19 protein-coding genes are annotated in these 22,660 nt (G+C 70.6%); 3 read left to right on the top strand and 16 right to left on the bottom strand.

Going from position 1 to position 22,660, the window contains the following annotated elements:
• Positions 1 to 147: 147 nt before the first annotated feature.
• The gene (locus tag JN22_RS09730; protein ID WP_085553750.1) at positions 148 to 663 is read left to right on the top strand and encodes an RNA polymerase sigma factor; all 516 of its coding nucleotides are present in this window, start codon (positions 148 to 150) and stop codon (positions 661 to 663) included.
• A 49-nt stretch (positions 664 to 712) separates the two neighbouring features.
• On the opposite strand, the gene JN22_RS09725 is transcribed toward JN22_RS09730, so the two are convergent.
• The 5 genes from JN22_RS09725 to JN22_RS09705 are packed head-to-tail and all read right to left on the bottom strand — an operon-like array spanning position 713 to position 7,065.
• On the bottom strand, positions 713 to 1,939 hold the full coding sequence (locus tag JN22_RS09725; RefSeq protein ID WP_085553749.1) for an ABC transporter substrate-binding protein: 1,227 nt from the start codon (positions 1,937 to 1,939) through the stop codon (positions 713 to 715).
• Positions 1,940 to 1,985: 46 nt separating this feature from the next.
• A complete protein-coding gene (locus tag JN22_RS09720) occupies positions 1,986 to 3,470 on the bottom strand; it encodes an FAD-dependent oxidoreductase (RefSeq protein ID WP_211099625.1) in 1,485 nt (494 codons plus the stop codon).
• A gap of 28 nt (positions 3,471 to 3,498) precedes the next feature.
• On the bottom strand, positions 3,499 to 4,737 hold the full coding sequence (locus JN22_RS09715) for a CaiB/BaiF CoA transferase family protein (RefSeq protein ID WP_085553747.1): 1,239 nt from the start codon (positions 4,735 to 4,737) through the stop codon (positions 3,499 to 3,501).
• Complete coding sequence (locus JN22_RS09710) at positions 4,734 to 5,561, bottom strand: citryl-CoA lyase (RefSeq protein WP_085553746.1); 828 nt, start codon at positions 5,559 to 5,561, stop codon at positions 4,734 to 4,736. Before JN22_RS09710 ends, JN22_RS09715 begins: the two co-directional genes overlap by 4 nt.
• 25 nt (positions 5,562 to 5,586) lie before the next feature.
• Positions 5,587 to 7,065: an aldehyde dehydrogenase gene (locus JN22_RS09705; protein ID WP_085553745.1), complete on the bottom strand. Its 1,479-nt coding sequence runs from the start codon at positions 7,063 to 7,065 to the stop codon at positions 5,587 to 5,589.
• A gap of 210 nt (positions 7,066 to 7,275) precedes the next feature.
• Between JN22_RS09705 and JN22_RS09700 the strand changes: the two genes are divergently transcribed.
• The gene (locus JN22_RS09700; protein ID WP_085553744.1) at positions 7,276 to 8,046 is read left to right on the top strand and encodes an IclR family transcriptional regulator; all 771 of its coding nucleotides are present in this window, start codon (positions 7,276 to 7,278) and stop codon (positions 8,044 to 8,046) included.
• A gap of 121 nt (positions 8,047 to 8,167) precedes the next feature.
• A complete protein-coding gene (locus tag JN22_RS09695; RefSeq protein ID WP_211099624.1) occupies positions 8,168 to 9,274 on the top strand; it encodes a 2OG-Fe(II) oxygenase in 1,107 nt (368 codons plus the stop codon).
• Positions 9,275 to 9,458: 184 nt separating this feature from the next.
• On the opposite strand, the gene JN22_RS09690 is transcribed toward JN22_RS09695, so the two are convergent.
• From JN22_RS09690 to ytfQ, 11 genes are all read right to left on the bottom strand, one after another.
• Positions 9,459 to 10,268: an ATP-binding cassette domain-containing protein gene (locus JN22_RS09690; RefSeq protein ID WP_085553742.1), complete on the bottom strand. Its 810-nt coding sequence runs from the start codon at positions 10,266 to 10,268 to the stop codon at positions 9,459 to 9,461.
• Complete coding sequence (locus tag JN22_RS09685) at positions 10,265 to 11,608, bottom strand: sugar ABC transporter permease (protein WP_085553741.1); 1,344 nt, start codon at positions 11,606 to 11,608, stop codon at positions 10,265 to 10,267. Before JN22_RS09685 ends, JN22_RS09690 begins: the two co-directional genes overlap by 4 nt.
• Complete coding sequence (gene xylF, locus JN22_RS09680; protein WP_211099623.1) at positions 11,608 to 12,672, bottom strand: D-xylose ABC transporter substrate-binding protein; 1,065 nt, start codon at positions 12,670 to 12,672, stop codon at positions 11,608 to 11,610. The genes JN22_RS09685 and xylF overlap by 1 nt, the downstream gene beginning before the upstream one ends.
• An 84-nt stretch (positions 12,673 to 12,756) precedes the next feature.
• Positions 12,757 to 14,079 carry a xylose isomerase gene (gene xylA / locus JN22_RS09675; protein WP_085553740.1) on the bottom strand — a complete coding sequence of 441 codons (1,323 nt, stop codon included), beginning with the start codon at positions 14,077 to 14,079 and terminating at the stop codon, positions 12,757 to 12,759.
• On the bottom strand, positions 14,076 to 15,551 hold the full coding sequence (gene xylB / locus JN22_RS09670) for a xylulokinase (RefSeq protein ID WP_085553739.1): 1,476 nt from the start codon (positions 15,549 to 15,551) through the stop codon (positions 14,076 to 14,078). Before xylB ends, xylA begins: the two co-directional genes overlap by 4 nt.
• A 94-nt stretch (positions 15,552 to 15,645) precedes the next feature.
• Entirely contained in the window at positions 15,646 to 16,704 is a 1,059-nt protein-coding gene (locus tag JN22_RS09665) for a LacI family DNA-binding transcriptional regulator (RefSeq protein WP_085553738.1), read from the bottom strand.
• 153 nt (positions 16,705 to 16,857) lie between these two features.
• Positions 16,858 to 17,907 carry an aldose epimerase family protein gene (locus JN22_RS09660; RefSeq protein WP_085553737.1) on the bottom strand — a complete coding sequence of 350 codons (1,050 nt, stop codon included), beginning with the start codon at positions 17,905 to 17,907 and terminating at the stop codon, positions 16,858 to 16,860.
• Entirely contained in the window at positions 17,907 to 18,884 is a 978-nt protein-coding gene (gene yjfF / locus JN22_RS09655; RefSeq protein WP_085553736.1) for a galactofuranose ABC transporter, permease protein YjfF, read from the bottom strand. Before yjfF ends, JN22_RS09660 begins: the two co-directional genes overlap by 1 nt.
• On the bottom strand, positions 18,881 to 19,942 hold the full coding sequence (locus JN22_RS09650; RefSeq protein WP_085553735.1) for an ABC transporter permease: 1,062 nt from the start codon (positions 19,940 to 19,942) through the stop codon (positions 18,881 to 18,883). Before JN22_RS09650 ends, yjfF begins: the two co-directional genes overlap by 4 nt.
• A complete protein-coding gene (ytfR, locus tag JN22_RS09645) occupies positions 19,939 to 21,507 on the bottom strand; it encodes a galactofuranose ABC transporter, ATP-binding protein YtfR (protein ID WP_085553734.1) in 1,569 nt (522 codons plus the stop codon). The genes JN22_RS09650 and ytfR overlap by 4 nt, the downstream gene beginning before the upstream one ends.
• A gap of 81 nt (positions 21,508 to 21,588) precedes the next feature.
• Positions 21,589 to 22,566, bottom strand: coding sequence for a galactofuranose ABC transporter, galactofuranose-binding protein YtfQ (gene ytfQ, locus JN22_RS09640; protein WP_085553733.1), 978 nt, complete (start codon positions 22,564 to 22,566; stop codon positions 21,589 to 21,591).
• Positions 22,567 to 22,660: the final 94 nt, after the last annotated feature.

Raw genomic sequence — 22,660 nt, 5'->3', positions numbered from 1 at the left:
GGCGGACGCGGCTTCCCGCGTTCTCTCGACACAATTATGCGAATAATAATCAGTTGCGTGCCGCCGGCCGATCTGGCAAGGGTTGATCGACGGTTCGCCGCACCGTATTGCCCGCAAGCCACGACCGCAAGCGACGACAGGCCGAGGATGCCCGCAAGTCTGGACGCGATCTATCTCGATCACCGCTCCTCGCTGCTCGGCCGGGCGCTGCGGATCGTGCGCGATCTCCAGACCGCCGAGGACGTGATCCAGGAAAGCTATCTGCGGGCGCACAAGGCGGCGGAACGGGGATCCATCGACAACATCGGCGCCTTTCTGCACCGCACGGTCCAGAATCTGGCGCTCGACCATCTCCGCCGCCGCAAGACGCAGGAGCGCTTCGAAGTCCCGCCTTCCGACCGCTTCGATCCGTTGCAGATCGCCAGCGACACCCCTTCGGCCGAGGATCGCCTCCTGCAACGCGAGCGCCTCGCCAGCTTCAGGGATGCGCTGGAGGCGCTGCCGGAACGGGCGCGCCGGGTGTGGACCCTGAACCGGGTCGAGGGCTGGTCCTATCCCCGGATCGCCGAGCATCTCGGCGTGTCGCCGGGCACCGTGTTCAACGACATGAAGCTGGCGATGGGCCATGTCTTCGACGCCATGGCCCGCACCGAACGCGAGTGACACCGGGCGCGGGTGACGCCGGTTTCCCGGCGCCTCGTCGCCCGCCCGGTCACATCTTCTTGACGAGCGGGCAGTCGCTCTCGGCGAGCGGGCGGAAGGCCTTGTCGCCGGGGACCGTGCGGATCAGCTTGTAATAGTCCCACGGCGCCTTGGATTCCGCCGGGGTCTTGACCTGGAACAGGTGCATGTCGCGCAGCACCCGGCCGTCCTCGCGCACCGTGCCGTTCTTCGTCATGAAGTCGTTCACCGGGGTCGCCTTCATCGTCTTCATGACGGTGGGCGCGGCGTCGGTGCCGGCTGCCTTGACCGCCTTCAGGTAATGGGCGACGGCGCCGTAGACGCCGGCCTGGTAGAAGGTCGGCATCGCCTTGCGCTTCTCGAAGAAGCGCTTGGAGAAGGCGCGGGTCTCGTCATCCATGTCCCAATAGAAGGGATCGGTCAGCATGACGCCCTGGGTCGCCGGCAGGCCCAGCGCGTGGACCTCGTTGATGGCGAGCAGCAGCGCCACGATGTTCTTGCCCGACTGGCCGAGCCCGAACTCCGCCGCCTGCTTGATGGCGTTCTGGGTGTCGGCCCCGGCGGTGGCGAGCGCCACCACCTCGGCCGGCGACGCCTGGGCCTGGAGCAGGAAGGAGGAGAAGTCGGCGTTGTTGGCCGGCATCTTGACGCTGCCCGCCACCTTGCCCTTCTGGGCCTGGACGACGGCGCCGGTGTCGCGCTCCAGCGCGTGGCCGAAGGCGTAGTCGGAGGTCAGGAAGAACCAGTTCTTGAAGCCCGCCGCGACCACCGCCTCGCCGGTCACATGGGCCAGCGCGTAAGTGTCGTAGGTCCAGTGGATGCCGTTGGGCGTGCAGGCCTTGCCGGTCAGGTCCGAACTGGCCGGCGAGGAGAAGATGGCGATCCGGTTCGCCTCCTTGGTGATCTGCTGCACGGCCAGCGCGACGGCCGAATTCGGCACGTCGACGATGGCGTCGACCTGATCGACGTCGTACCAGCGCCGCGCGGTGGAGGCGCCGACGTCGGCCTTGTTCTGGTGGTCGGAGAAGATCAGCTCGACCGGCGTGCCGTTGACGGCGCCGCCGAAATCCTCCACCGCCATCTGCGCGGCGGTGATCGAGCCCTGGCCGGTGGTGTCGGTGAGCTGGCCCGACAGGTCGGTCAGGACGCCGATCTTGATCTTGCCGTCGCTGTAGGCGCTTTGCGCGCCCGCCGTCTGGGGAAGCGTCTGGGCGAGCAGGCAGGCGGCGACGGCCGCCGTCACGGCGTAACGGTTCATGATGTCCTCCCGAATTTTTATGGGCCGAGGGTTCTTATGGATTTGGTCAGCCGTCGTCCCTGGACGCGGCGGCGTGCTGGGCGGCCAGACGGCCGAACACGGCGCCGCGCAGGACCGAGGTCGAGCCGGTGTAGACCTGATGGTAGAGCCCGACCGTCTCGCCCGCCGCGTAGAGGCCGGGCATCGGCCGGCCGTTGCCGTCCAGCACGCGGGCGTCGACGTCCACCTTCAGCCCGCCGAAGGTGAAGCAGTTGGCCGACACGATGGGGAAGGCGCGGAACGGCCCCTTGACCAGCGGACGCGCCCAGTTGGTCTTGGCCGGCGAGAGTCCGGTCGTCGCCAGACCGTCCACCCGCGTCGGCTCGAAGCGGCTTCCGTCCGCCGGACAGGCGGCGTTGTAGGCGGCGACCGTCGCCTTGGTGGCCTCCACCGGCAGCCCGAGCTTCTCGATCAGCGCGTCGAGCGTCGGCGCCTCGATGGCCGGCACGTCGCTGCGGATGCTGGCGCGCCAGCGCGGGATGTCCTCCACCTGGTCGTCGAACAGGACGTAGGCGAGCCCGTCCGGCTGGTCGGCGACGATTCGGGTGATGGCGTCGTAGGTGGCGTCGGCGGTGCCCGGCGCCTCGTCGAGGAAGCGCTCGCCGCGCTTGTTGACCAGCACGCCGTAGGGCCAGATGAAGATCACCGCCTCGGGCTGGCGGGAGCGCGGATCGACCGGCTCGGCGTGGTAGGAGCCGAAATCGCCGGCCGGCGCCGCCCCGGCGTCGAGCGCCATGCGGATGCCCTCGCCCCGGTTGTAGTAGCCGCCGCGCGCCACCGGCCGCACATGCTTGGCGCGCTGGCCCATGTAGCGGGTCATCATCTCCGAATTGCCCTGGTAGCCGCCCGACGCCAGGATGGTCGAACGGCCCCGGATGGCGACGCGCAGGCCGTCCGGCCCGGTGGCGTGGACGCCGCCGATGCGGCCCCGCTCGTCGCGCAGCAGATCGAGCGCCGTCGTCCGGTAGAGCACGCGGGCGCCCAGCGTCCTGGCCTCCGCCATCAGACGCTCGATCAGGGCGAGGCCGCCGCCCTGCGCGGCGATGCGCTGGGTGTTCTGGGTCAGCAGATAGATCGCCTGCGGTTCGAAGCGCAGGCCGAACTCCTTCAGCCAGCCGATGGTCGGCGGCACCCGCTCGGCGAAGCGGGCGATCACCTCCGGATCGGGGAAGGGGTGGGCCTTCACGTAGTCGGGCCAGTACTCGTAGGGCTCGGCGGCGGCGGCCAGCACGTTGGGATCGATGTTCAGCCCGGCGTTAGCGGCGAAATGTTCCTCGAAATCGTCGGCGATCTCGGAATCGTTCTTCATCCGCATGTAGGCCTCGGTCCAGCGGGAGTTGCCGCCGAACTCCTCCTCCGGCGACCGCTCCAGCAGCGTGACCGACAGCCCGGCCTGGAGCGCCGTCACCGCCGCCGACAGGCCGGCGATGCCACAGCCGACGATGACCAGATCGCTGATGCCCGCCTGATCCATCCTGGTTTCCTCCGTCATCTCAGTCGTCTCCTGACATGTCCCGCGTTCATCCCGCGAGGCGCTGTTGGTTGCTGTCGGGTGCGCTGTCGGCCACGACGACCCCGCTGTCGCACAGGCTGTCGATCGCCGCCGGGCCGTAGCCGAGTTCGGCCAGAACCGCGCGGGTGTCCTGGCCGACGCGCGGGGGATCGCGGCGGATCGCCAGATCGGCGTCGGCGACGTGGATCGGCAGGCGCGGCAGGGCGGTCCGCACCCCGTTGGGCAGGGTCGTCGCCATCAGCCCGCCGGTCGCCCGCAGATGCGGGTCGTCGAACAGATCCTCCGGCCGGGCGATCGGGGCGAAGGGGATGCGGGCGCGCTCGCACACCGCCACCGCGTCCTCCATCGACAGGCCGCCGAACAGCGCGGTCAGCAGCGGCAGCAGGCGCGGCCGGGCGGCGATGCGGTCGTTGTTGGTGCGGAACTCCGGATCGTCGCGCAGGTCCGGCCGGTCGATCACCGCGCAGAAGCGTTCCCAATGGCTGTCGGTGGTGATGCCGACGAAGATCGGCCGCCCGTCGGCGACGTGGAAGGTTTCGTAGACCGCCCAGGCCGACACGCGCTCCGGCATCGGCGGGATCGGCGCGTCCGACTGGGCGGCGTAGCAGAGATGCTGGCCCATCAGGAACACCGTGGTTTCGAACAGGGCGGACTCGACGGTCTGGCCCTTGCCGGTCCGCTCGCGCTCGCGCAGCGCCACCAGGATGCCGATGACCGCGAACATGCCGCCGGTGATGTCCACCACCGAGGTCCCGGCGCGCAGCGGCCGCCCGCTGGGGCCGGTCATGTAGGCCAGCCCGGTCATCATCTGGACCACCTCGTCGAGCGCAAGGCGGTCGGCGTAGGGGCCGTTGAGGAAGCCCTTCAGGCTGGCGTAGATCAGGCGCGGGTTCACCCGTGCCAGCGCCTCGGCGCCGAGCCCCAGCCGTTCCATGGTGCCGGGGGCGAAGTTCTCCACCAGCACGTCGGCCTCGGCGACGAGGCGCCGCGCGATGTCTCGGCCCTCCGGCGTCTTCAGATCGACGGCGACGGAGCGCTTGTTGCGGTTGAAATAGCCGAAATAGCCGGTGCCGAAGCCCTTCAGATGACGGGTCGGCTCACCGTCGGGCACCGGCTCGATCTTCACCACGTCGGCGCCGAGATCGGCGAGGATCATCGCGCAGGACGGCCCCATAACCGTGTGGCCGAAATCGAGAATCTTGACGCCGGCCAGAGGCAGCGGCTTGTCGCCGGAATGGTCGGTCATGCGCCGTCTCCCGGCACCGGGCGCGGCGCGGCGCCCTCGTAGCGGTAGGGGACGGAGGGCGGCATCGGCCCCTTGATGCGGCCGCCCTGCCGCGACTGCTCCCAGGCGTGCGCCAGGATGCCGACCGAGCGCGACAGCACGAACAGCCCGCGCCCCAGCCCGGCCGGGAAGCCGAGTTCGGCGAACACCACGGCGGTGGCGCCGTCGATGTTCATCGGCAGCCGCTTGCCCTTGCGCGCGGCGAGCGCATCCTCGACCGCGCGGCCGAGGACGGCCGTCTCGCCGGTGACGGCGCCCTCCCCCCTCGCCTCCTCGACCAGCGCCAGCAGGCGGCCGGCGCGCGGATCGACGGGATGGAAGCGGTGGCCGAAGCCGGGGATGTGCTCGCGCCGCTCCAGCCGGGCGGCGATCTCGCGCCCCGCCGCCTCGGCCACGGAGGCACCCTCCGCCACGCGGGCGGCGACGGCGGCGTACAGCTCCATGCACTGCTGGCCGGCGCCGCCATGGACGTCGCCCAGCGCGTTGATGCCCGACGCCATGGCGTTGTTCAGTCCGACGCCGCAGGTGGCGGCCATGCGGGCGGTGGCGATGGAAGGCGCCTGGGGACCGTGGTCCACCGCCGCCACCAGCGCCGCGCCCAGCAGCCGCCCTTGCGCCGGTGTCGGCAGCTCGCCGCGCAGCATCAGCCAGATCATGTCGGGGAAGCCGATCGTGCCGATCAGTTCCTCGATGGCGTAGCCGCGCACCCGGATCGAGCCGGGATGGATGTCGATGATCGAGGTCCGCCACCAGCCGGTGGCGGCGTCGATGCTTATGTCTGACATGGGAATGCTCCCGAAGGCCCTGGCCTCAGCCGAGCACGAAGGGGTTGGCGCGGTTGGGCTTGGTGGTGATCCAGACGCTCTTGGTCTGGAGGTATTCCTTGATCGCCTCGACCCCGCCCTCGCGCCCCAGGCCCGAGCGCTTGTAGCCGCCGAACGGCGTTGTGAAGCTGGTGGAGCGGTAGTTGTTCACCCACACCGTCCCGGCGCGCAGCCGGTCGACGCAGTGCATCGCCCGGTGCAGGTCGCGCGTCCACACCCCGGCCGCCAGCCCGAACTCGACGTCGTTGGCGATGCGCAGCGCGTCCTCCTCGTCCTCGAAGGGGATGACGCAGAGCACCGGGCCGAACACCTCCTCCTGGGCGATGCGCATGTCATTGCGCACGCCGGTGAAGATGGTCGGCGCCACGAACTGGCCCTGGCCGTACTCCGGCCCCGACAGGGCGTGGCCGCCGAGCGCGCAGACCGCGCCCTCCGCCTTCGCGATGTCGATCATGCGCAGGATCTTCTCCCACTGGGCGCGGGTGGCGATCGGGCCGATCTGCGTCTCCATCCGCGACGGGTCGCCGATGACGGCCGCGCCGGCCGCCGCGACCAGCTTTTCGACGAAGGCGTCGTGAATGGTCTTCTGCACCAACAGGCGCGAGCCGGCCATGCAGGTCTGGCCCGAGGCGCCGAACACGCCGGAGATGGCGCCCTTCACCGCCTGGTCGAGGTCGGCGTCGTCGAAGACGATGTTCGGCGACTTGCCGCCCAGCTCCAGCGTCACCTTCTTCAAGCCCGGCGCCGCCGCCTCGTTCACCTTCTGGCCGCCGATGTCGCCGCCGGTGAAGGCGATCTTGGCGGTCAGCGGATGACGCACCAGCGGCTCGCCGACCTCCGGACCGAAGCCGGTGACGACGTTGACGACGCCGCGCGGGAACCCCGCCTCCTGCGCCAGCCGCGCCAGCTCCAGGATCGAGGCGGAGGTGTATTCCGACGGCTTGATGACGATGGTGTTCCCGGCGGCCAGCGCCGGCGCCATCTTCCAGGTGGTCAGCGCCAGCGGCGAGTTCCACGGCGTGATGGCGACGACGACGCCGAGCGGCTCGTACTTCACGTAGTTGAAGACGTCGGCCTTGTTGATCGGCACCACGGCGCCCTGCACCTTGTCGGCCAGCCCGGCGTAATAGTGGAACCACTGGGCGACGTTGCGCACCTGCCCGCTGACCTCGGCCATCAGCTTGCCGTTGTCGCGCTGCTCGATGGCGCCGAGCCCCTCGACGTTGCGCTCGATCAGCTCGGCCAGCCGGCGCAGCAGGGCGCCGCGCTGGGTCGCGGTCAGGCCGGCCCATTCCGGCGACAGGAAGGCGCGGTGCGCCGCTTCGACCGCGCGGTCGGCGTCGGCCCGCGTGCCGCGCGGGATGCGCGCCCACGCCTCCCCGGAGAAGGGCTCCGTCGTCTCGAACCATTCGTTGGAGACCGGATCGCACCAGTCCCCGTCGATGAACATCGTGTAGCGTTCCACCCTCGCCTCGCAAAAGTTCTGTTAGATAGAACTAAGTTTCATCTAAGAGAACATGCGCGGGCAAAATGTGTCAAGCCCCAACCTTTTCCCTCCCGATATTTTCGAGTCCAAACTTTCTACGCGCCACCTCCGGCGCCGACCGACCTTGACGCCCGGTGGTGCGGTCGGGGACAAAAGCGCGTCGAAGCTGCCGCCACCGAAGGACGCGCCATGACCGATGCCAAGCCCACCACGGCCACCGCCCCCGCCGGAGGAGTGGAGGCGGTCGACCGGGCGCTGAGCATCGTCGGCTGCTTCCAGGCGGGCGATCACGCGCTCAGCCTGACGGAGATCGCGGCGCGGACCGGACTTTACAAAAGCACCATCCTGCGGCTGACCGTGTCGCTGGAGAAGGCCGGCTATCTGGTCCGCCACCAGGACAAGTCCTACCGGCTCGGCGCGGAGCTGATGCGGCTGGGCGGGCTCTACCAGCGCTCGCTGCGGCTGGAGGACCATGTCCGGCCGGTGCTGCGCCAGTTGATGCGCGAGAGCGGTGAGAGCGCCTCCTTCTTCCGGCGCGAGGGGGCGTGGCGCATCTGCGCCTTCCGCGAGGATTCCACCCAGGCGATCCGCGACCATGTGCATGAGGGCGACCGCCTGCCGCTGGAGCGGGGTGCGGCCGGCCACGCGCTGACCCGCTTCGCCGGAGAGGTGTCGGCGGCCGACGTCGCCGCCCTGCCCCTGCTGTCCTTCGGCGAGCGGGAGTCCGAGACCGGCGCCGCCGCCGTGCCGGTGTTCTCCCAGCGCGAGGGGCTGATCGGCGCCCTGACCCTGTCGGGCCCGCTGACCCGCTTCACCGAGAAGCGGGTGGCGGTGATGGCGCCCCTGCTGCTGGCCGCCGGGCGCCGGCTGTCGGAGACGCTGGGCGGGCACTATCCGGACCCGGCGGGCACCGCTGGAAGCGCCGCGCCGGAATCCCGCCGGCCTGACGCCCCTAGGTGACCAGCCCCTCCCTTGCCGGCGCCCCTGATCGGACAACCGCTTCGGAGGCGTCATCGTTCGTTGCCACGCCCGGCGTCCCTGCGTAGCTTCGGTCGCCATGGACGCGCAAAGGAGGCCATCGGTGCGGACCGCTCTCTTGCAGCCGGGCGACCCGGCGCCCTGGTTCATCGCCCGCAGCCGCGGCAACCCGCGGTATCGGATCGACACCGCCGCCGGGCGCTGGCTCGTGCTGTGCTTCTTTCCCTCCAGCCGGGATGAACGGGTGGCCCGCCGGCTCGCCGCGCTGCTCGAAGACGCCGAGCGCTTCGACGACCGCAACCTCGCCTTTTTCGGGGTGTCGCTTGATCCGGGAGACTGGGACCGCCTCCGGGACCGCATTCCCGGTGTCCGCTTCCTGCTGGACCCCGACGGCGCCGCGAGCCGGCTGTGCGACGCCCTCGGCAAGACCGACGACGCCGGCACGACCGCGGCCTGGCCGCAGACGCTGATCCTCGACCCGTCCTTCCGCGTCTTCGCCCGCGTCGACTTCGCCGATCCGGACCATGACGACCGGGTGGGGGCGCTCATCCGCAGCCTGCCCAGGGCCGAGGCGGACGACACGGCCGCCTTCGCTCCGGTGCTGGTCCTGCCCCGCGTCTTCGAGCCCGAACTGTGCCGGCGGCTGATCGCCCTGTACGACCGGCATGGCGGCGAGGAGTCCGGCGTCATGCGCGAGGTGGATGGCAAGACCGTCGGGGTCCACGACCACAGCTACAAGCGCCGGGACGACCATACGATCCTGGACGAGGAGGTCCGCGCCCTCGCCTGCCGGCGGATCGAGCGGCGCGTCGTCCCGGAAATCCACAAAGCGTTCAATTTTGCCGTGACCCGGATGGAACGCTACATCGTCGCCTGTTACGACGCGGCGAGCGGCGGGCATTTCCGCGCCCACCGCGACAACACCACCCGAGGCACCGCCCACCGGCGCTTCGCGGTGTCGATCAACCTCAACGCCGAGGACCACGAGGGGGGCGAGTTGCGCTTCCCGGAGCATGGCCGCCGCACCTACCGGGCACCCACCGGCGGTGCCGTGGTCTTCTCCGGCACGCTGCTGCACGAGGTGACGCCGGTCACGTCCGGACGACGCTACGCCTTCCTGCCCTTCCTCTACGACGAGACGGCGGCGCGCCTGCGCGAACGCAACAACGGCTTCCTTGGTGACGCGGTGGGCCAGTATCAGGCGGAATGACGCCCGGTGAAGGCGTTGAAAAAGCACCGCCTCGCGCCTCGCCTCCTCGCGGAGCACCATCCCGGGGTGAGCGCCGTGCAGGTCTGGTCCGGGGACGAAGCCGCATCGGCCGGAAAGGCACCCTGACCCGGCGATGGCACCATGGCGGTCGGCCAAGGGGGCGGTCGCCCGGTCAGGCCATCGCTCAGGCCATCGCTCCGGGACCGGGGGTGGCGCCCGGCGGGCATTTGCCGAGGATGATCATTCCCAACACCTCGTCCTGGGTCACGTCGGACACGTTCGCCGTGCCGACCAGCTTGCCGTTCTTCATGACGTGGATGCGGTCGGCCAGATCGAACACGTCGTGGATGTCATGGGAAATCAGGAAGATGCCGATGCCTTCCTGCTTCAGCTGCTTCACCAGCTCGCCGACCTGCCGGGTTTCGGCGGGACCGAGCGCCGCGGTCGGCTCGTCCATGATCAGGACGCGGGCATCGAAATGGATGGCGCGGGCGATGGCGACCGACTGGCGCTGGCCCCCCGACAGCGCCTTCACCGGCTCCTTGAAGCGGCGGAAATGCGGGTTGAGGCGGCCCATCACCGCCCGCGCCTCCGCCTCCATGGCGTGGTCGTCCAGCGTGCCCCAGGCGGTCAGCTTCTCCCGCCCCAGGAAGATGTTGGCGGCGGCGTCGACGTTGTCGGCGAGCGCCAGCGTCTGGTAGATCGTCTCGATGCCGCAGCGCTTGGCGTCGCGCGGGCTGGCGATGTGGACCGGCTCGCCGTTCACGCGGATCTCGCCGTGGTCGGCGGCGTAGGCCCCCGACAGGATCTTGATCAGCGTCGATTTGCCCGCCCCGTTGTGGCCGAGCAGCCCGACCACCTCGCCGGCGTGGAGGTCGATGCTGACGCCGTCCACCGCCTTGATGCCGCCGAACGCGATCGACACGTCGCGCATTTCCACCAGCGGAACCGGCGGCTCCGGCGCCACCGCCGCGGACAGGCTGACCTCCGTCATTTCACACCTTTGCGGTAGAGCGTGTCGATGTAGACCGCGGCGACCAGCACGACGCCGACGACGATGTTCTGCATCGGCGCGTCGACCCCCAGCAGCACCATGCCGGACTGGAGCGACTGCATCACCAACGCCCCCAGCATGGCGCCGTGGATGGTGCCGACGCCGCCGGCCAGCGAGGTGCCGCCGATGATCGCGGCGGCGATCACGTACAGCTCGTCCAGCGTGCCGTTGGCGTTGGTGGCGGCGTTCAGCCGCGCGGTGGCGATGCAGGCGGACAGGCCGCACAGCGCCCCCATCAGCCCGAACACCATCACCAGGACGCGCCGTGTGTTGATGCCCGACAGTTCCGCCGCCTCCGGGTTGCCGCCGATGGCGAAGACGTAGCGGCCGAAGCGGGTGCGGCTCGCCAGGAAGGTCACCGCCACGCCCACCGCCAGCGCGATCAGCACCGGGATGGCGAAGCCGTGGGCGATCGGCGGCAGCGGCCCGTCGGTCGACAGCCCCTGCGCCTCCACCATCCGCCGCACGACGGGCGGCGGCAGCGGGTAGGCGTTGACCACCAGCACCGACCCGACGATGGCGGCGGCCACCAGCAGGATCACCACCGCCTCCGCCCACAAGGGCCGCACCGGGAAGCCGAAGCCGGCGCGCCGCCGCCGGGTCAGCAGCAGCGCGGCGACCGCCAGCGCGATCGCCGCCACCCCGACCAGCCAGCTCGGCCCGGCGCCGATGGCGCCCTCGAAGCCGCCGCCCAGCCGCTTGAACAGCCCGTCCATCGGCGCCACGGTCTGGCCGGTCGTCACCCACCACGCGGCCCCGCGCCAGACCAGCAGCCCGCCGAGCGTGACGATGAAGGACGACACGCCGAGATAGGCGACGATCGCCCCTTGCAGCGCGCCGACCGTCCCGCCGACCGCGATGCCGGCCGCCACCGCCGCCGCCCAGGTCAGGGGGTGGTCGAACCCCCACAGCTCCGGCAGCAGCCGCGCCTGCAACACGCCGACCACCATGCCGGTGAAGCCCAGGATCGAGCCGACCGACAGGTCGATGTTGCGGGTGACGATGACCAGCACCATGCCGGTCGCCATCACCCCGACCGACGCCGCCTGCACCGAGAGGTTCCACAGGTTGCGCGGGGTGAGGAAGGCACCCCCGGTCAGGACGTCGAAGCCGATCCAGATGACGGCGAGCGCGCCGATCATCCCGACCAGCCTCGTGTCCAGCTCCAGCGCGCGCAGGGTGTCGCCGATGCCGGAACGGCCGGCGGCCGTGGCGGCCGGCACGTCCCCCGGCGCCTCGGTCCGAGGCGGCGGGGACGACAGGGCGGACGGCTCGGCCATCAGTCGCAGACCTTGACCGCGCCCTTCTTGACGCCCTGGCAGACCACGTCCTTCGTCACCCAGCCGGCGTCGATCACCTGGTTCAGGTTGTCCCTGGTGATGGCGATCGGCGTCAGGAACAGCGAGGTCATCGTCTGCTTCTTCGGCCCGCCGTTGAAGCTGGTCGCGCCGTCGATGGCGCTCATCTTCTTGCCGCCGGCCAGTTCCAGGGCGATCTCCGCCGCGCGGCGGCCCAGTTCGCGCGCGTCCTTCCACACCGACACGGTCTGGGTGCCGAGCGCGATGCGGTTGAGCGCCGCCTTGTCGCCGTCCTGGCCCGACACCGGCACCGACCCGGCCAGCCCCTGCGCCGCCAGCGCCGCCACAGCACCACCCGCCGTCCCGTCATTGGAGGCGACCACCGCATCGACCTTGTTGCCGGTCTTGGTCAGGATCTGCTCCATGTTCTGCTGGGCGATGGCCGGCAGCCACTTGTCGGTGTAGGCCTCGCCGACGTTCCTGACGTCGCCGCGGTCGATGGCCTCCTTCAGCACCTCCATCTGGCCGGCGAACAGGAAGTCGGCGTTGGGATCGGTGGAGGACCCCTTGATGAAGGCGTAATTGCCCTTGGGCTTGGCGGCGAAGACGCTGCGGGCCTGCAACCGGCCGACCTCCTTGTTGTCGAAGGTGATGTAGAAGGCCGACGGGATCTCGATCAGCCGGTCGTAGCCGACCACCGGGATGCCCTCCGCCGCTGCCTTCTCCACCGCCGGGCGGATGGCGTCGCCGTCCTGCGCCAGGATGATCAGCGCGGTGGCGCCCCGGGCGATCAGCGATTCGATGTCGGACAGCTGCTTGGCCGGCGAGGATTGCGCGTCGGCCGAGACGTAGGTGCCCCCGGCCTTCTCGATCACCGCCTTGATGGCCGCCTCGTCGGTCTTCCAGCGCTCCTCCTGGAAGTTGGACCAGGACACGCCGACGGTCGGCCCGGCGGCCAGCGCGACGCTGGCGGTCATGCCGGCGGCCAGCGTCAGGAGCAGGCCGGTGGCGGCGGTCGCGATGGGGGTGGCGAGGCGGTGCTTCATCGTGTTCCCTCCCTGTGAGGCCGTCCATGCGGCGGCCCTTGTCGATCGATGATGAGCGGCGGTCGATGAGCGGTGGTCGGCGGCTCAGACGTAGCGGTTGACGACGTTCTCCAGACGCTCCTGCCCGCCGGAGCGCGGCTGCGGATTGACGCCGGTGGTGAGCGCGCGGTCAGCCAGCGTGGCGAGGTCGCGCTCGCCGGCCAGGATGGCCCGGCCCTCCGCGCCGTCCCAGCCGGCGTAGCGCTCGGCGAGCGGGGCGGTCAGCGCCTCGTCCTCCAGCATCGCGGCGGCTTGCAGCAGGGCGCGGGCGCAGGTGTCGATGCCGCCGATGTGGCCGTGCAGCAGGTCGGCCGGATCGATCGACTGGCGCCGGATCTTGGCGTCGAAATTCAGGCCGCCGGTGGTGAAGCCGCCGCCCTTCAGGATGTCGTGCAGCACCAGCGTGGTCTCGCCGACGTCGTTGGCGAACTGGTCGGTGTCCCAGCCCAGCAGCCCGTCGCCGCGATTCATGTCGAGCGAGCCGAAGATCCCCAGCGCCAGCGCCAGCCCCACCTCGTGCTGGAAGCTGTGGCCGGCCAGAATGGCGTGGTTCTGCTCGATGTTCACCCGCACGTCGGCCAGCAGGTCGTAGCGCTCCAGGAAGCCGTAGACGGTGGCGACGTCGAAGTCGTACTGGTGCTTGGTCGGCTCGCGCGGTTTCGGCTCGATCAGGATCGGGCCCTTGAAGCCGATCTTGTGCTTGTGCTCGACCACCATCGACAGGAAGCGGCCCATCTGGTCCAGCTCGCGGCCGAGATCGGTGTTCAGCAGCGTCTCGTACCCCTCGCGCCCGCCCCACATCACATAGTTGGCGCCGCCCAGCGCGTGCGTCGCCTCCAGCGCCGCGCGGACCTGCCCGCAGGCGTAGAGGAAGACGTCCGGATCGGGGTTGGTCGCCGCGCCCGCCATGTAGCGCCGGTGCGAGAACAGGTTGGCGGTGCCCCACAGCAGCCGGACCCTGGCGCTCTCCATCTTCGCGGCGAACAGCTCGGTGATCGCCTTCAGATTGTCGGTGCTCTCGGCCAGCGTGGCGCCTTCGGGCGCGGCGTCGAGGTCGTGGAAGCAGAAGAAGGGGATGTCGAGCAGGCGGAACATCTCGAAGGCGACGTCGGCCTTGTCGCGCGCCGCCGCCATCGGGTCGAATCCTGGGCGCATCCACGGCCGCAGGAAGGTCTCGCCGCCGAAGGGATCGCCGCCCGGCCAGCAGAAGCTGTGCCAGTAGCAGGCGGCGAGGCGCAGATGCTCCTCCATCCGCTTGCCCATCACCACGCGATCCTTGTCGTACCAGCGGTAGGACAGCGGGTCGCGGCTGTCCGGCCCGCGGTACGCCACCGGGGACAGGTCGCCGAAGAAGGGAACGGTGCTCAAGACGCGAACTCCTTGGCAAGAGGGTAGAGCCGGCGCCAGCGCAGCCACGCTTGGCTGTAGGCCTCGGCGCGGGCCGGATCGGGGGTGAAGGATTCCAGGCGGCGGGGCTTGCGGCAGACGGCGGCGGGATCCTCGCCGGTCGCCGCCATGCGGCCGAGATGGGCGGCGCCCAGCGCGGCGCCGACCTCGCCGTCCTCGATGCGGTGGACGGTCAGGCCGAGCGCGTCGGCGCAGATCCGCGCCCACAGCCGCGAGCGGGAGCCGCCGCCGGCCAGATCGATGGATTCCGGCCTCTGCCCGAGCGCCGCCAGATTGTCGCGGGCGGCGAAGGCGACACCCTCCAGCACCGCCTGCACCAGCGCGTCGCGCCCGGTGTTGGCCGCCAGCCCGGCGAACAGGCCGCGCACGGTGGCGTCGTTGTGGGGGGTGCGCTCGCCCGACAGATAGGGCAGGAAGGCGACCGGCGACGGGCCGTCCACCGCGTCGCCCAGCGGGGCCAGCAGTTCCACCTCCCCGGCGCCCGCCCCGGCCCCCGTCCCCCCTGCCCCCAGCGCCGTCGCCGCCCAGGCCAGCGACGCCGCCGCCGACAGCATGACGCCCATCTGGTGCCAGACACCCGGCAGGGCGTGGCAGAAGGCGTGGACCGCCATCGCCGGGTTGGGCAGGAAGCGGTCGGTCGTCGTCCACACCACCCCCGACGTTCCGAGGCTGAGGAAGGCGTCGCCCGGCGCGATGGCGCCCAGCCCGACGGCGCTCGCCGCGCAGTCACCCGCCCCGCCCGCCACCACCGGCGCCGTGCGCATGCCCCAGCGCCGGGCGAAATCGGCGGACAGCCGGGCGACCGGGGCCGAGCCCTCGGCGAGATCCGGCATGTGGTCGCGGGTCAGGCGGGTGGCGGCCAGCAGATCGTCGGACCAGTCGCGCCGGGCGACGTTGAGCCACAGGGTGCCGGACGCGTCCGACATCTCCTCCACCATCACCCCGGTCAGGCGCCAGCGGACATAGGCCTTGGGCAGCAGGACCTTGGCGAGGGCGGCGAAGATCTCCGGCTCCTCCTCCGCCACCCACAGCAGCTTGGGCGCGGTGAAGCCGGGCATGGCGATGTTGCCGCTGATGGCGCGCAGGGCCGGCAGCGCCGCTTCCAGCGTCGCGCACTGGCGGTGGGAGCGGCCGTCGTTCCACAGGATGGCCGGCCGCAGCACCCGGCCGTCCCCGCCCAGCAGCACGGCGCCGTGCATCTGACCGGAAAAGCCGATCCCCGTGACGGCGGCGACGGCGTCCGGCAGCCGCGCCGCCAGCTCGTCCACCGCGGCGACGGCCGCCGCGACCCAGTCCTCCGGCTCCTGCTCCGACCACAGCGGATGCGGACGGGAGACGGCGCAGGGATGCGACGCGACAGCCGCCACTCCTCCGTCGGCGTCGGTCAGCACCGCCTTGACGCTCGACGTGCCGATGTCGATTCCCAGAAACATGACGGCCGACCTTCCCGATGTGGTGCCGTGCCGGCGGATGCCGGTATCGCCTGCGCCGGCTGACGCCGGTATCGTCTGCGCCGGCTGACGCCGGTCAGGGCAGATTGTCCCGAAGGATGACCTCGACCCGGATGTGCTCCTGCGCGGCGACGATCTCCTGGCCGCTGACCAGCGCGTGCAGCACCCGCGCCATCGACCGCGCCTCGTGCCCGGGATCCTGCGCCACCAGCGCGGCGAAGGTGCCGTCCAGCAGCATCCGGCGCGTCGCCGGGGTCAGCTCGTGCCCGACGCACAGGATCCGGCGGGCGAGCCCGGCCTCGGCCAGCGCTTCCCCGATGCCGACCGATCCTTCGCCGGTGTTGTAGATGGCGACCAGATCGGGAATGTCGGCGATCATCCGGCGGACCAGGGCGCGGTTGCGCTCCGGATCATCGCGCCCCTCCACCGGAGCCAGCCGCGTCAGGTGCGGATACTCCTCCGCCATCACCTGCCCGAAGCCGAAACGCCGCTCGGCATGGTCGCGCAGGCTGCCGGAGCCGGTGACGATGCCGATGGAGCCGCCGGGGCCATCCCCGCGCGGGGGGCCGAGGAAGCGGCCGACCAGCGACCCCGCCGTGCGGCCGGCGGCGATGTTGTCGATGCCGACGTAATGCCGGCGGCGCGAGGACGGCGAATCCGACACCAGCGTCACCACCGCCACGCCGGCATCGACCAGATCGTCGATCGCCGCCCGAATGCGCGGGTGGTCGAGCGCCACCACCGCCACCCCGTCGAAGCGGCCGGGCAGTCCGGCCAGTTCGGCCGCCAGACGGTCGGCGTCGAACACGTCGGTTTCGATGATCTCGACCGCGATGCGCCGGGCGCGGAACCAGTCGGCCTGGGCGCGGATGTTGTCGGCGATGTCCAACATGAAGCGGTTGCTCCCGCGCGGCAGCACCACGCCGAAGCGCCAGGACCGCGCCCGCGCCAGTTCGGCCGCCGCCGCCAGCGGGCGGAAGCCCAGGCGCTGCACCGCCTCGTTCACCTTGCGCGCTGTCTTCTCGCTGACTCCGGGCCGGCCGTTGACCACCCGATCGGCCGTCGCAAGACTGACGCCCGCAGCAGCCGCCACGTCGCGAAGCGTCAAAGGCCCATCGTCTTGCTGATTGTTCATGAAACAAACGTATCGCAAATCTTTGAGGTGCGCAACTCAAAACAAAAAATGGTTACAGTAAAGGAGTTCGCATGCGAAAAGACCGCGAATGCATGGTGTCCATCCGCGCTTCCTTAAGGTGCGCGCATCAGAAATGTTCGACAAAAGAAAAACTCACCGCAGGTCGGTCCGGAACCGCAGTTGCATGCGGTGCCCGTACCGCTGGCCGGGATCGAGCCGGGCGGACGGGAAATGGGCGATGCTCGGCGTGCCGGGGAAGCGCTGGGTCTCCAGCGCGATCCCGGCGAAGGGGCGGTAGGGCCGACCGCCTTTTCCGACCACGCGGTCGCTGAGGTAACCGCCGGTGTAAACCTGCAAGCCCGGCTGGTCGCTGGACAGCTCCAGACGGCGGCCCGACGCCGGATCCTCCAGCGAGGCCACCGGGCGCAGTTCCCCGGCCGGCCCTTCCAGGCACCAGTTGTGGTCGAAGCCGAACCCGCCCACCGCCGCCAGCGCATCCCCCAACAGCGGGCCGTCGCGCAGGTCGAAGGGGGTGCCGTCCACCGGCCGCACCTCCCCGGTCGGGATCAGGTCGGAGCCAACCGGGGTGACGAAGCCGCCGCGCACCGCCAGCCGGTGGCCGCGCACATCGCCCACCGCGTGGTCGGCCGCATGGCCGGCGAGATTCCAATAGCTGTGATGGACCAGATTGACGATTGTCGGCCGGTCGGTGGTCGCCGCCATCCGGATGTCCAACACGCCGTCTCCGGACAGTTGGTAGCGGACGCTGGCCGTCAGCGCGCCGGGATAGCCCTGGTCGCCATCGGGCGAGCGCAGGGTGAAGGTGACCGCGTTCGCCGCCTCGTCCACCGCCGCCTCCCACAGCCGGCGGTCGAAACCGTCGCTGCCGCCATGCAGCTGGTTGGGCGGCTCGTTGGCGACCAGCCGGTGCCGGACGCCGTCCAGCGTGAAGGCCGCCCCGCCGATCCGGTTGCCGTAGCGCCCGCAGGTCGCCCCGACATAGGCGTCGCTGCCCAGATAGCCCGCCAGCCGGTCGAAGCCGAGCACGACGTTCGCCGGCCGGCCGTCGCGATCGGGCATCAGGAAGCGGACCAGCCGGGCGCCATGGGCGATGACCGTCGCCTCCAGCCCGCCGGCGGCGAGCGTGAAGCCCTCCACCGGCCGGCCGTCCAGTTCGTCGAACGGAAAGGAATTGATCGGCATCAGGCCTCCGCCAGTTCGCCGCCACGGCCGGTCCAGGCCGCCAGCAGACCCTTTTGCAGCAGGATGAAGACGAACAGCAGGGCGCCGATGGCGATCTTGGTCCACCAGCTGCTGAGCGTGCCGTCGAAGGTGATGTAGGTCTGGATCAGCCCCTGGATCAGCACCCCGGCAAAGGTCCCCAGCACATAGCCGTAGCCGCCGGTCAGCTGGGCGCCGCCGATCACCACCGCCGTGATGGTGTCCAGCTCCACCCCCGTCGCCGCCAGCGAATAGCCGGCGCCGGTGTAGAGCGAGAAGACGATGCCGGCCAGCCCAGCCAGCAGCCCCGACAGGGTGTAGACCGCCACGGTGGTCCGCGCCACCGGCACCCCCATCAGCTCCGCCGACTGCCGGTTGCCGCCCAGGGCGTACAGGTTGGCGCCGAAGCGGGTCCAATGCGCCAGCACCACCGCCAGCGCCAGCACGCCCAGCAGGACCATCGCCGGCAGGCTCAACTTGCCGCCGCCGTCGAACCGCCAGGCGACATCGTTCAATTCGCCGTAGAGCGGGTGGTTGATCGGCAGGGAGTCGGTGGTCAAGACGAAGGCCATGCCACGGGCGACGAACATGCCGGCCAGCGTGACGATGAAGGGCGGCATCCGGAACACATGGATGATGGCGCCCATCGCCGCCCCGAACAGCGCGGCGGCCAGCAGCGCCGCCGCGAAGGCGGCCGGCGGATCCCAGCCGCCCTGCTCGATCAGCACCGCCAGCAACACGGTGGTGAAGCCGATCACCGCCCCGACCGACAGATCGATGCCGCCCGACAGGATGACGAAGGTCATGCCGATCGCGGTGATGCCGAGAAAGGCGTTGTCGGTCAGCAGGTTGCCCACCACCCGCAACGAGGCGAAGTTGGGGAACTGCACGGCGCACAGCAGGAAGCCGACCACCAGCACGACGATGGTGACGATGAGGGGAAGGAAACGGTGGATCATGGTTTCACGCTCCCGCTCTCGCGCTGGGGCGGCCCCAGTGGCGGACGCGCGCCCTTCGGCCGGGGCAGCAGCAGCGTCAGGGCCGGCGACTGGAGCAGCAGCACGGCCAGCAGGACCGCCGCCTTGACGATCAGGTTGAACTCCGGCTTGAAGCCGCTCAGCAGGATGCCGGTGTTCATCGCCTGGATGATCGCCGCCCCCACCACCGACAGCAGCAGCCCGAACCGCCCGCCGAGCAGCGACGTGCCGCCGATCACCACCGCCAGGATGGCGTCCAGCTCCAGCCACAGGCCGGCGTTGTTGACGTCGGCGCCGCGGATGTCGGCGGCAACGATGACGCCCGCCACCGCCGCGCACAGACCGCACCAGACATAGACGGCGACCAGCACCAGCGGCGTGTTGACGCCGGCCCCGGCGCTCGACAGCCGGTTGACGCCGACCGCCTCGATCATCAGCCCGAGCGCCGTCGCCCGCACCAACAGCGCGGTGACGGCCAGCAGCACGGCAGTGATGACGACCGGCATCGGCACGGTCAGGAAGGATCCGCTGCCGATCGCCGCCAGACCGGGGCTGACGAAGGTGACGATCTGCCCCTCGGTGATCAGCTGGGCGAGGCCGCGCCCGGCGACCATCAGGATCAGCGTGGCGATGATCGGCTGGATGCGCAGCAGCGCCACCAGCAGCCCGTTCCACAACCCGCACAGCAGCCCGGCGCCAAGCGACGCCGCCAGCACCGCCGGGAGGCCCCAGCCGGCCTGGGTCATGGTGGCGGCGACCGCGCCGGCGATCGCCATCACGGCGCCGACCGACAGGTCGATGCCACGGGTGGCGATGACCATGGTCATGCCGATGGCGAGCAGCGCGACCGGGGCGCCGCGGTTCAGCACGTCGATCAGGCTTCCGAACAGCCGTCCGTCCTGGAGACGGACGGAGAAGAAGTCGGGAAACAGCAGCCAGTTGGCCAGCAGCACGGCGGCGAGCGCGCCGTATTGCGGCAGGCTGCGCAACAGGCCGGTGCGGTGCAGGCCGGGGGCCGGGCCGGGAAGCGGCAGGGTCATGCCGGCACCCCTTCCGGGCCCGCCGAAGCCGGTTCCGACGCGATGGCGGACACGATGCGGTCCACGGTGACCTCCCCTCCCCTCAGTTCGGCGACGTGGCGGCGGTCGCGCAGCACCACGACCCGGTGGCTGTAGGCGACGATCTCCTCCAGCTCGGACGAGACGACCAGCAGCGCCATGCCGTCGGCGCACAGACGTTCGATCAGGCGGATGATCTCGGCATGGGCGCCGACGTCGATGCCGCGCGTCGGCTCGTCCAGGATCAGCAGGCGCGGCTCGGTCGCCAGCCAGCGGGCCAGCAGCGCCTTCTGCTGGTTGCCGCCCGACAGGAGCTGGATCGGCCGTTCGGCGTCGGGCGTGCGGATGTCGAGCAGGCGGATGAAGCGGTCGGCGATCTCCTCCTGGCGGCGGCGCGGGATCGGCTTCAACCAGCCCTGCCGCGCCTGGAGCGCCAGGATGATGTTCTCGCGCACCGACAGTTCGCCGACGATGCCCTCCTTCTTGCGGTCCTCCGGACAGAAGCCGAAGCCGAGCCGGATCGCCTCGCGGGGGCCGCGCAGCCGCAAGGGGCGCCCGTCCACCGCCACCTCGCCGCGGTCGGCACGGTCCATGCCGAAGACCAGCCGGACCGTCTCCGTCCGGCCGGAGCCGAGCAGACCGGCCAGCCCGACCACCTCGCCCGGACGGATGTCGAGGTCGAACGGCTCGACGCTGCGCGCCTTGCCGAAGCCGCGGAAGCGGACCAGCGGCGGGCGGGCGTCGGCGCCGGCTTCGGTGTCGGCGGCCGGATCGGCGGCGATCCGGTGCGCCGCCTCCTCCAGCTCCCGCCCCAGCATCATGGCGACCAGATCGAGGCGGGGCAGGTCTTCCGTCCGGCGCTCGCCGACCAGCCGGCCGTTGCGCAGCACGGTGATGCGGTCGCACACCGCGTAGACCTGATCGAGGAAATGGGTGACGAAGACGATGCCGATGCCGCGCCCCTTCAGCGCGCGCAGGACTCCGAACAGCACCGCCACCTCCTGGGCGTCGAGGCTGGCGGTCGGCTCGTCCAGGATCAGCACCTTGGCCGACATGTCGACCGCGCGGGCGATGGCGACGATCTGCTGGGTCGCCACCGAAAACCGCCCGAGCGGCGCCGTCACGTCGACCGACAGGCCGAAGCCGGACAGCACCGCCCGCGCCCGCCGCCGCATCGCCCCGCGATCGACCAGTCCGAACCGCATCGGCTGGCGGCCCAGGAACAGGTTTTCCGCCACCGACAGGTTGGGCAGCAGGTTCACCTCCTGGTAGACGGTGCCGATGTGCAGGCGCTGCGCCTCCTCCACCCCGCGCGGCGCGATCTCCCGCCCCTCCAGCGCGACGGTGCCGGCGTCGCGCCGGTAGACGCCGGTCAGCGTCTTGATCAGCGTCGACTTGCCGGCGCCGTTCTCGCCGAGCAGCGCGTGGATCTCGCCATGGCGCAGCGTGAAATCGACGCCGTCGAGCGCCTGGACGCCGAGAAAGGCCTTGGACAGGCCGCGGATCGCCAGCAGCGGCGCGGATTGTTGGGGAAGGTGCGGCGTCATCGGAGCCTCGCCAGCCACGCGTCGGCAAAGAGCGCCGGGGCCTGTGCCGGAGCAGAGTCCGGCACAGGCCCCGGCGCCGGATCAGTAGGCGTCCTTGCGGCGCTCGTACTCGGCCTTGGCGGTGTCGGGGGTGAACAGCGCCGACTCCGTCTTGATCCATTTCGGCGGGGCCTTGCCGTCCTTCTTGAAGGCGACCAGCGCGTCGTAGGCCGGACCGGCCATGTTGGGGGTCAGTTCGACCGTCGCGTTGGCCTCGCCGTCCGCCATCGCCTTGAAGATGTCGGGAACGCCGTCGATCGAGACGACCAGGATGTCCTTGCCCGGCTTCAGGCCGGCCTCCTTGATCGCCTGGATGGCGCCGACCGCCATGTCGTCGTTGTGGGCGTAGACGGCGCAGATCCTCTTGCCGCCGTCCTCGGCCTTGATGAAGCTCTCCATCACCTCCTTGCCCTTGGCGCGGGTGAAGTCGCCGGACTGGGTGCGGATGATCGTCATGCCGGGAGTCTTGGCGACGACCTCGTCGAAGCCCTTCTTGCGGTTGATCGCCGGGGATGACCCCACCGTGCCCTGCAACTCCACCACCGCGCATTTGCCGCCGGTCTGCTTGGCCAGCCATTCGCCGGCCACCCGGCCCTCGTGCACGGTGTCAGAGGTGACGGCGGTCATGTAGAGGCTCGGATCCTTGGTGTCGATCTGGCGGTCGAGCAGGACCACCGGGATCTTCGCCTCCTTGGCCTCCTTCAACACCGCATCCCAGCCGGTCGCCACCACCGGTGCTATGAAGATGGCGTCGACGCCCTGGGCGACGAAGGAGCGCACCGCCTTGATCTGGTTCTCCTGCTTCTGCTGGGCGTCGGAGATTTTCAGATCGATTCCGCGCTTCTGGGCCTCGGCCTTGGCCGTCTTGGTCTCGGCGGCGCGCCAGCCGGATTCGGAGCCGATCTGCGAGAAGCCGACCACCAGCTTGCCGTCGGCGGCCTGGACCGAACCCAGCCCGATGAGCAGGGCCGTCATGGCGGTGGCGGCGGTGGCGGCGGACGTCAGCCAATTCCTGGACATTCGTTTCACTCCCTGCGTTCTGTCGTGTTCTTGGAAACGGGGGCGGATGAGGCTGCGGAGCGGGAAGGCCGAACCGGCGCGACAAGGCATCGCG

Origin of the sequence: Azospirillum agricola (assembly GCF_020005195.1) — a bacterium.
Lineage (GTDB): Bacteria > Pseudomonadota > Alphaproteobacteria > Azospirillales > Azospirillaceae > Azospirillum > Azospirillum agricola.
The sequence above is the reverse complement of the archived record's forward strand: the minus strand, read 5'-3'. Positions and strand labels throughout refer to the sequence as shown.

What these genes read in the sequence shown, in the direction of transcription:
- xylB (WP_085553739.1), bottom strand. Translation starts at nt 15,551, where the DNA reads ATGTTTCTGGGAATCGACATCGGCACGTCGAGCGTCAAGGCGGTGCTG.
- JN22_RS09685 (WP_085553741.1), bottom strand. Translation starts at nt 11,608, where the DNA reads ATGGCCGAGCCGTCCGCCCTGTCGTCCCCGCCGCCTCGGACCGAGGCG.
- JN22_RS09715 (WP_085553747.1), bottom strand. Translation starts at nt 4,737, where the DNA reads ATGACCGACCATTCCGGCGACAAGCCGCTGCCTCTGGCCGGCGTCAAG.
- JN22_RS09690 (WP_085553742.1), bottom strand. Translation starts at nt 10,268, where the DNA reads ATGACGGAGGTCAGCCTGTCCGCGGCGGTGGCGCCGGAGCCGCCGGTT.
- ytfQ (WP_085553733.1), bottom strand. Translation starts at nt 22,566, where the DNA reads ATGTCCAGGAATTGGCTGACGTCCGCCGCCACCGCCGCCACCGCCATG.
- yjfF (WP_085553736.1), bottom strand. Translation starts at nt 18,884, where the DNA reads ATGATCCACCGTTTCCTTCCCCTCATCGTCACCATCGTCGTGCTGGTG.
- ytfR (WP_085553734.1), bottom strand. Translation starts at nt 21,507, where the DNA reads ATGACGCCGCACCTTCCCCAACAATCCGCGCCGCTGCTGGCGATCCGC.
- JN22_RS09650 (WP_085553735.1), bottom strand. Translation starts at nt 19,942, where the DNA reads ATGACCCTGCCGCTTCCCGGCCCGGCCCCCGGCCTGCACCGCACCGGC.
- JN22_RS09700 (WP_085553744.1), top strand. Translation starts at nt 7,276, where the DNA reads ATGACCGATGCCAAGCCCACCACGGCCACCGCCCCCGCCGGAGGAGTG.
- JN22_RS09710 (WP_085553746.1), bottom strand. Translation starts at nt 5,561, where the DNA reads ATGTCAGACATAAGCATCGACGCCGCCACCGGCTGGTGGCGGACCTCG.
- JN22_RS09725 (WP_085553749.1), bottom strand. Translation starts at nt 1,939, where the DNA reads ATGAACCGTTACGCCGTGACGGCGGCCGTCGCCGCCTGCCTGCTCGCC.
- JN22_RS09660 (WP_085553737.1), bottom strand. Translation starts at nt 17,907, where the DNA reads ATGCCGATCAATTCCTTTCCGTTCGACGAACTGGACGGCCGGCCGGTG.
- xylF (WP_211099623.1), bottom strand. Translation starts at nt 12,672, where the DNA reads ATGAAGCACCGCCTCGCCACCCCCATCGCGACCGCCGCCACCGGCCTG.
- JN22_RS09720 (WP_211099625.1), bottom strand. Translation starts at nt 3,470, where the DNA reads ATGACGGAGGAAACCAGGATGGATCAGGCGGGCATCAGCGATCTGGTC.
- JN22_RS09730 (WP_085553750.1), top strand. Translation starts at nt 148, where the DNA reads ATGCCCGCAAGTCTGGACGCGATCTATCTCGATCACCGCTCCTCGCTG.
- JN22_RS09665 (WP_085553738.1), bottom strand. Translation starts at nt 16,704, where the DNA reads ATGAACAATCAGCAAGACGATGGGCCTTTGACGCTTCGCGACGTGGCG.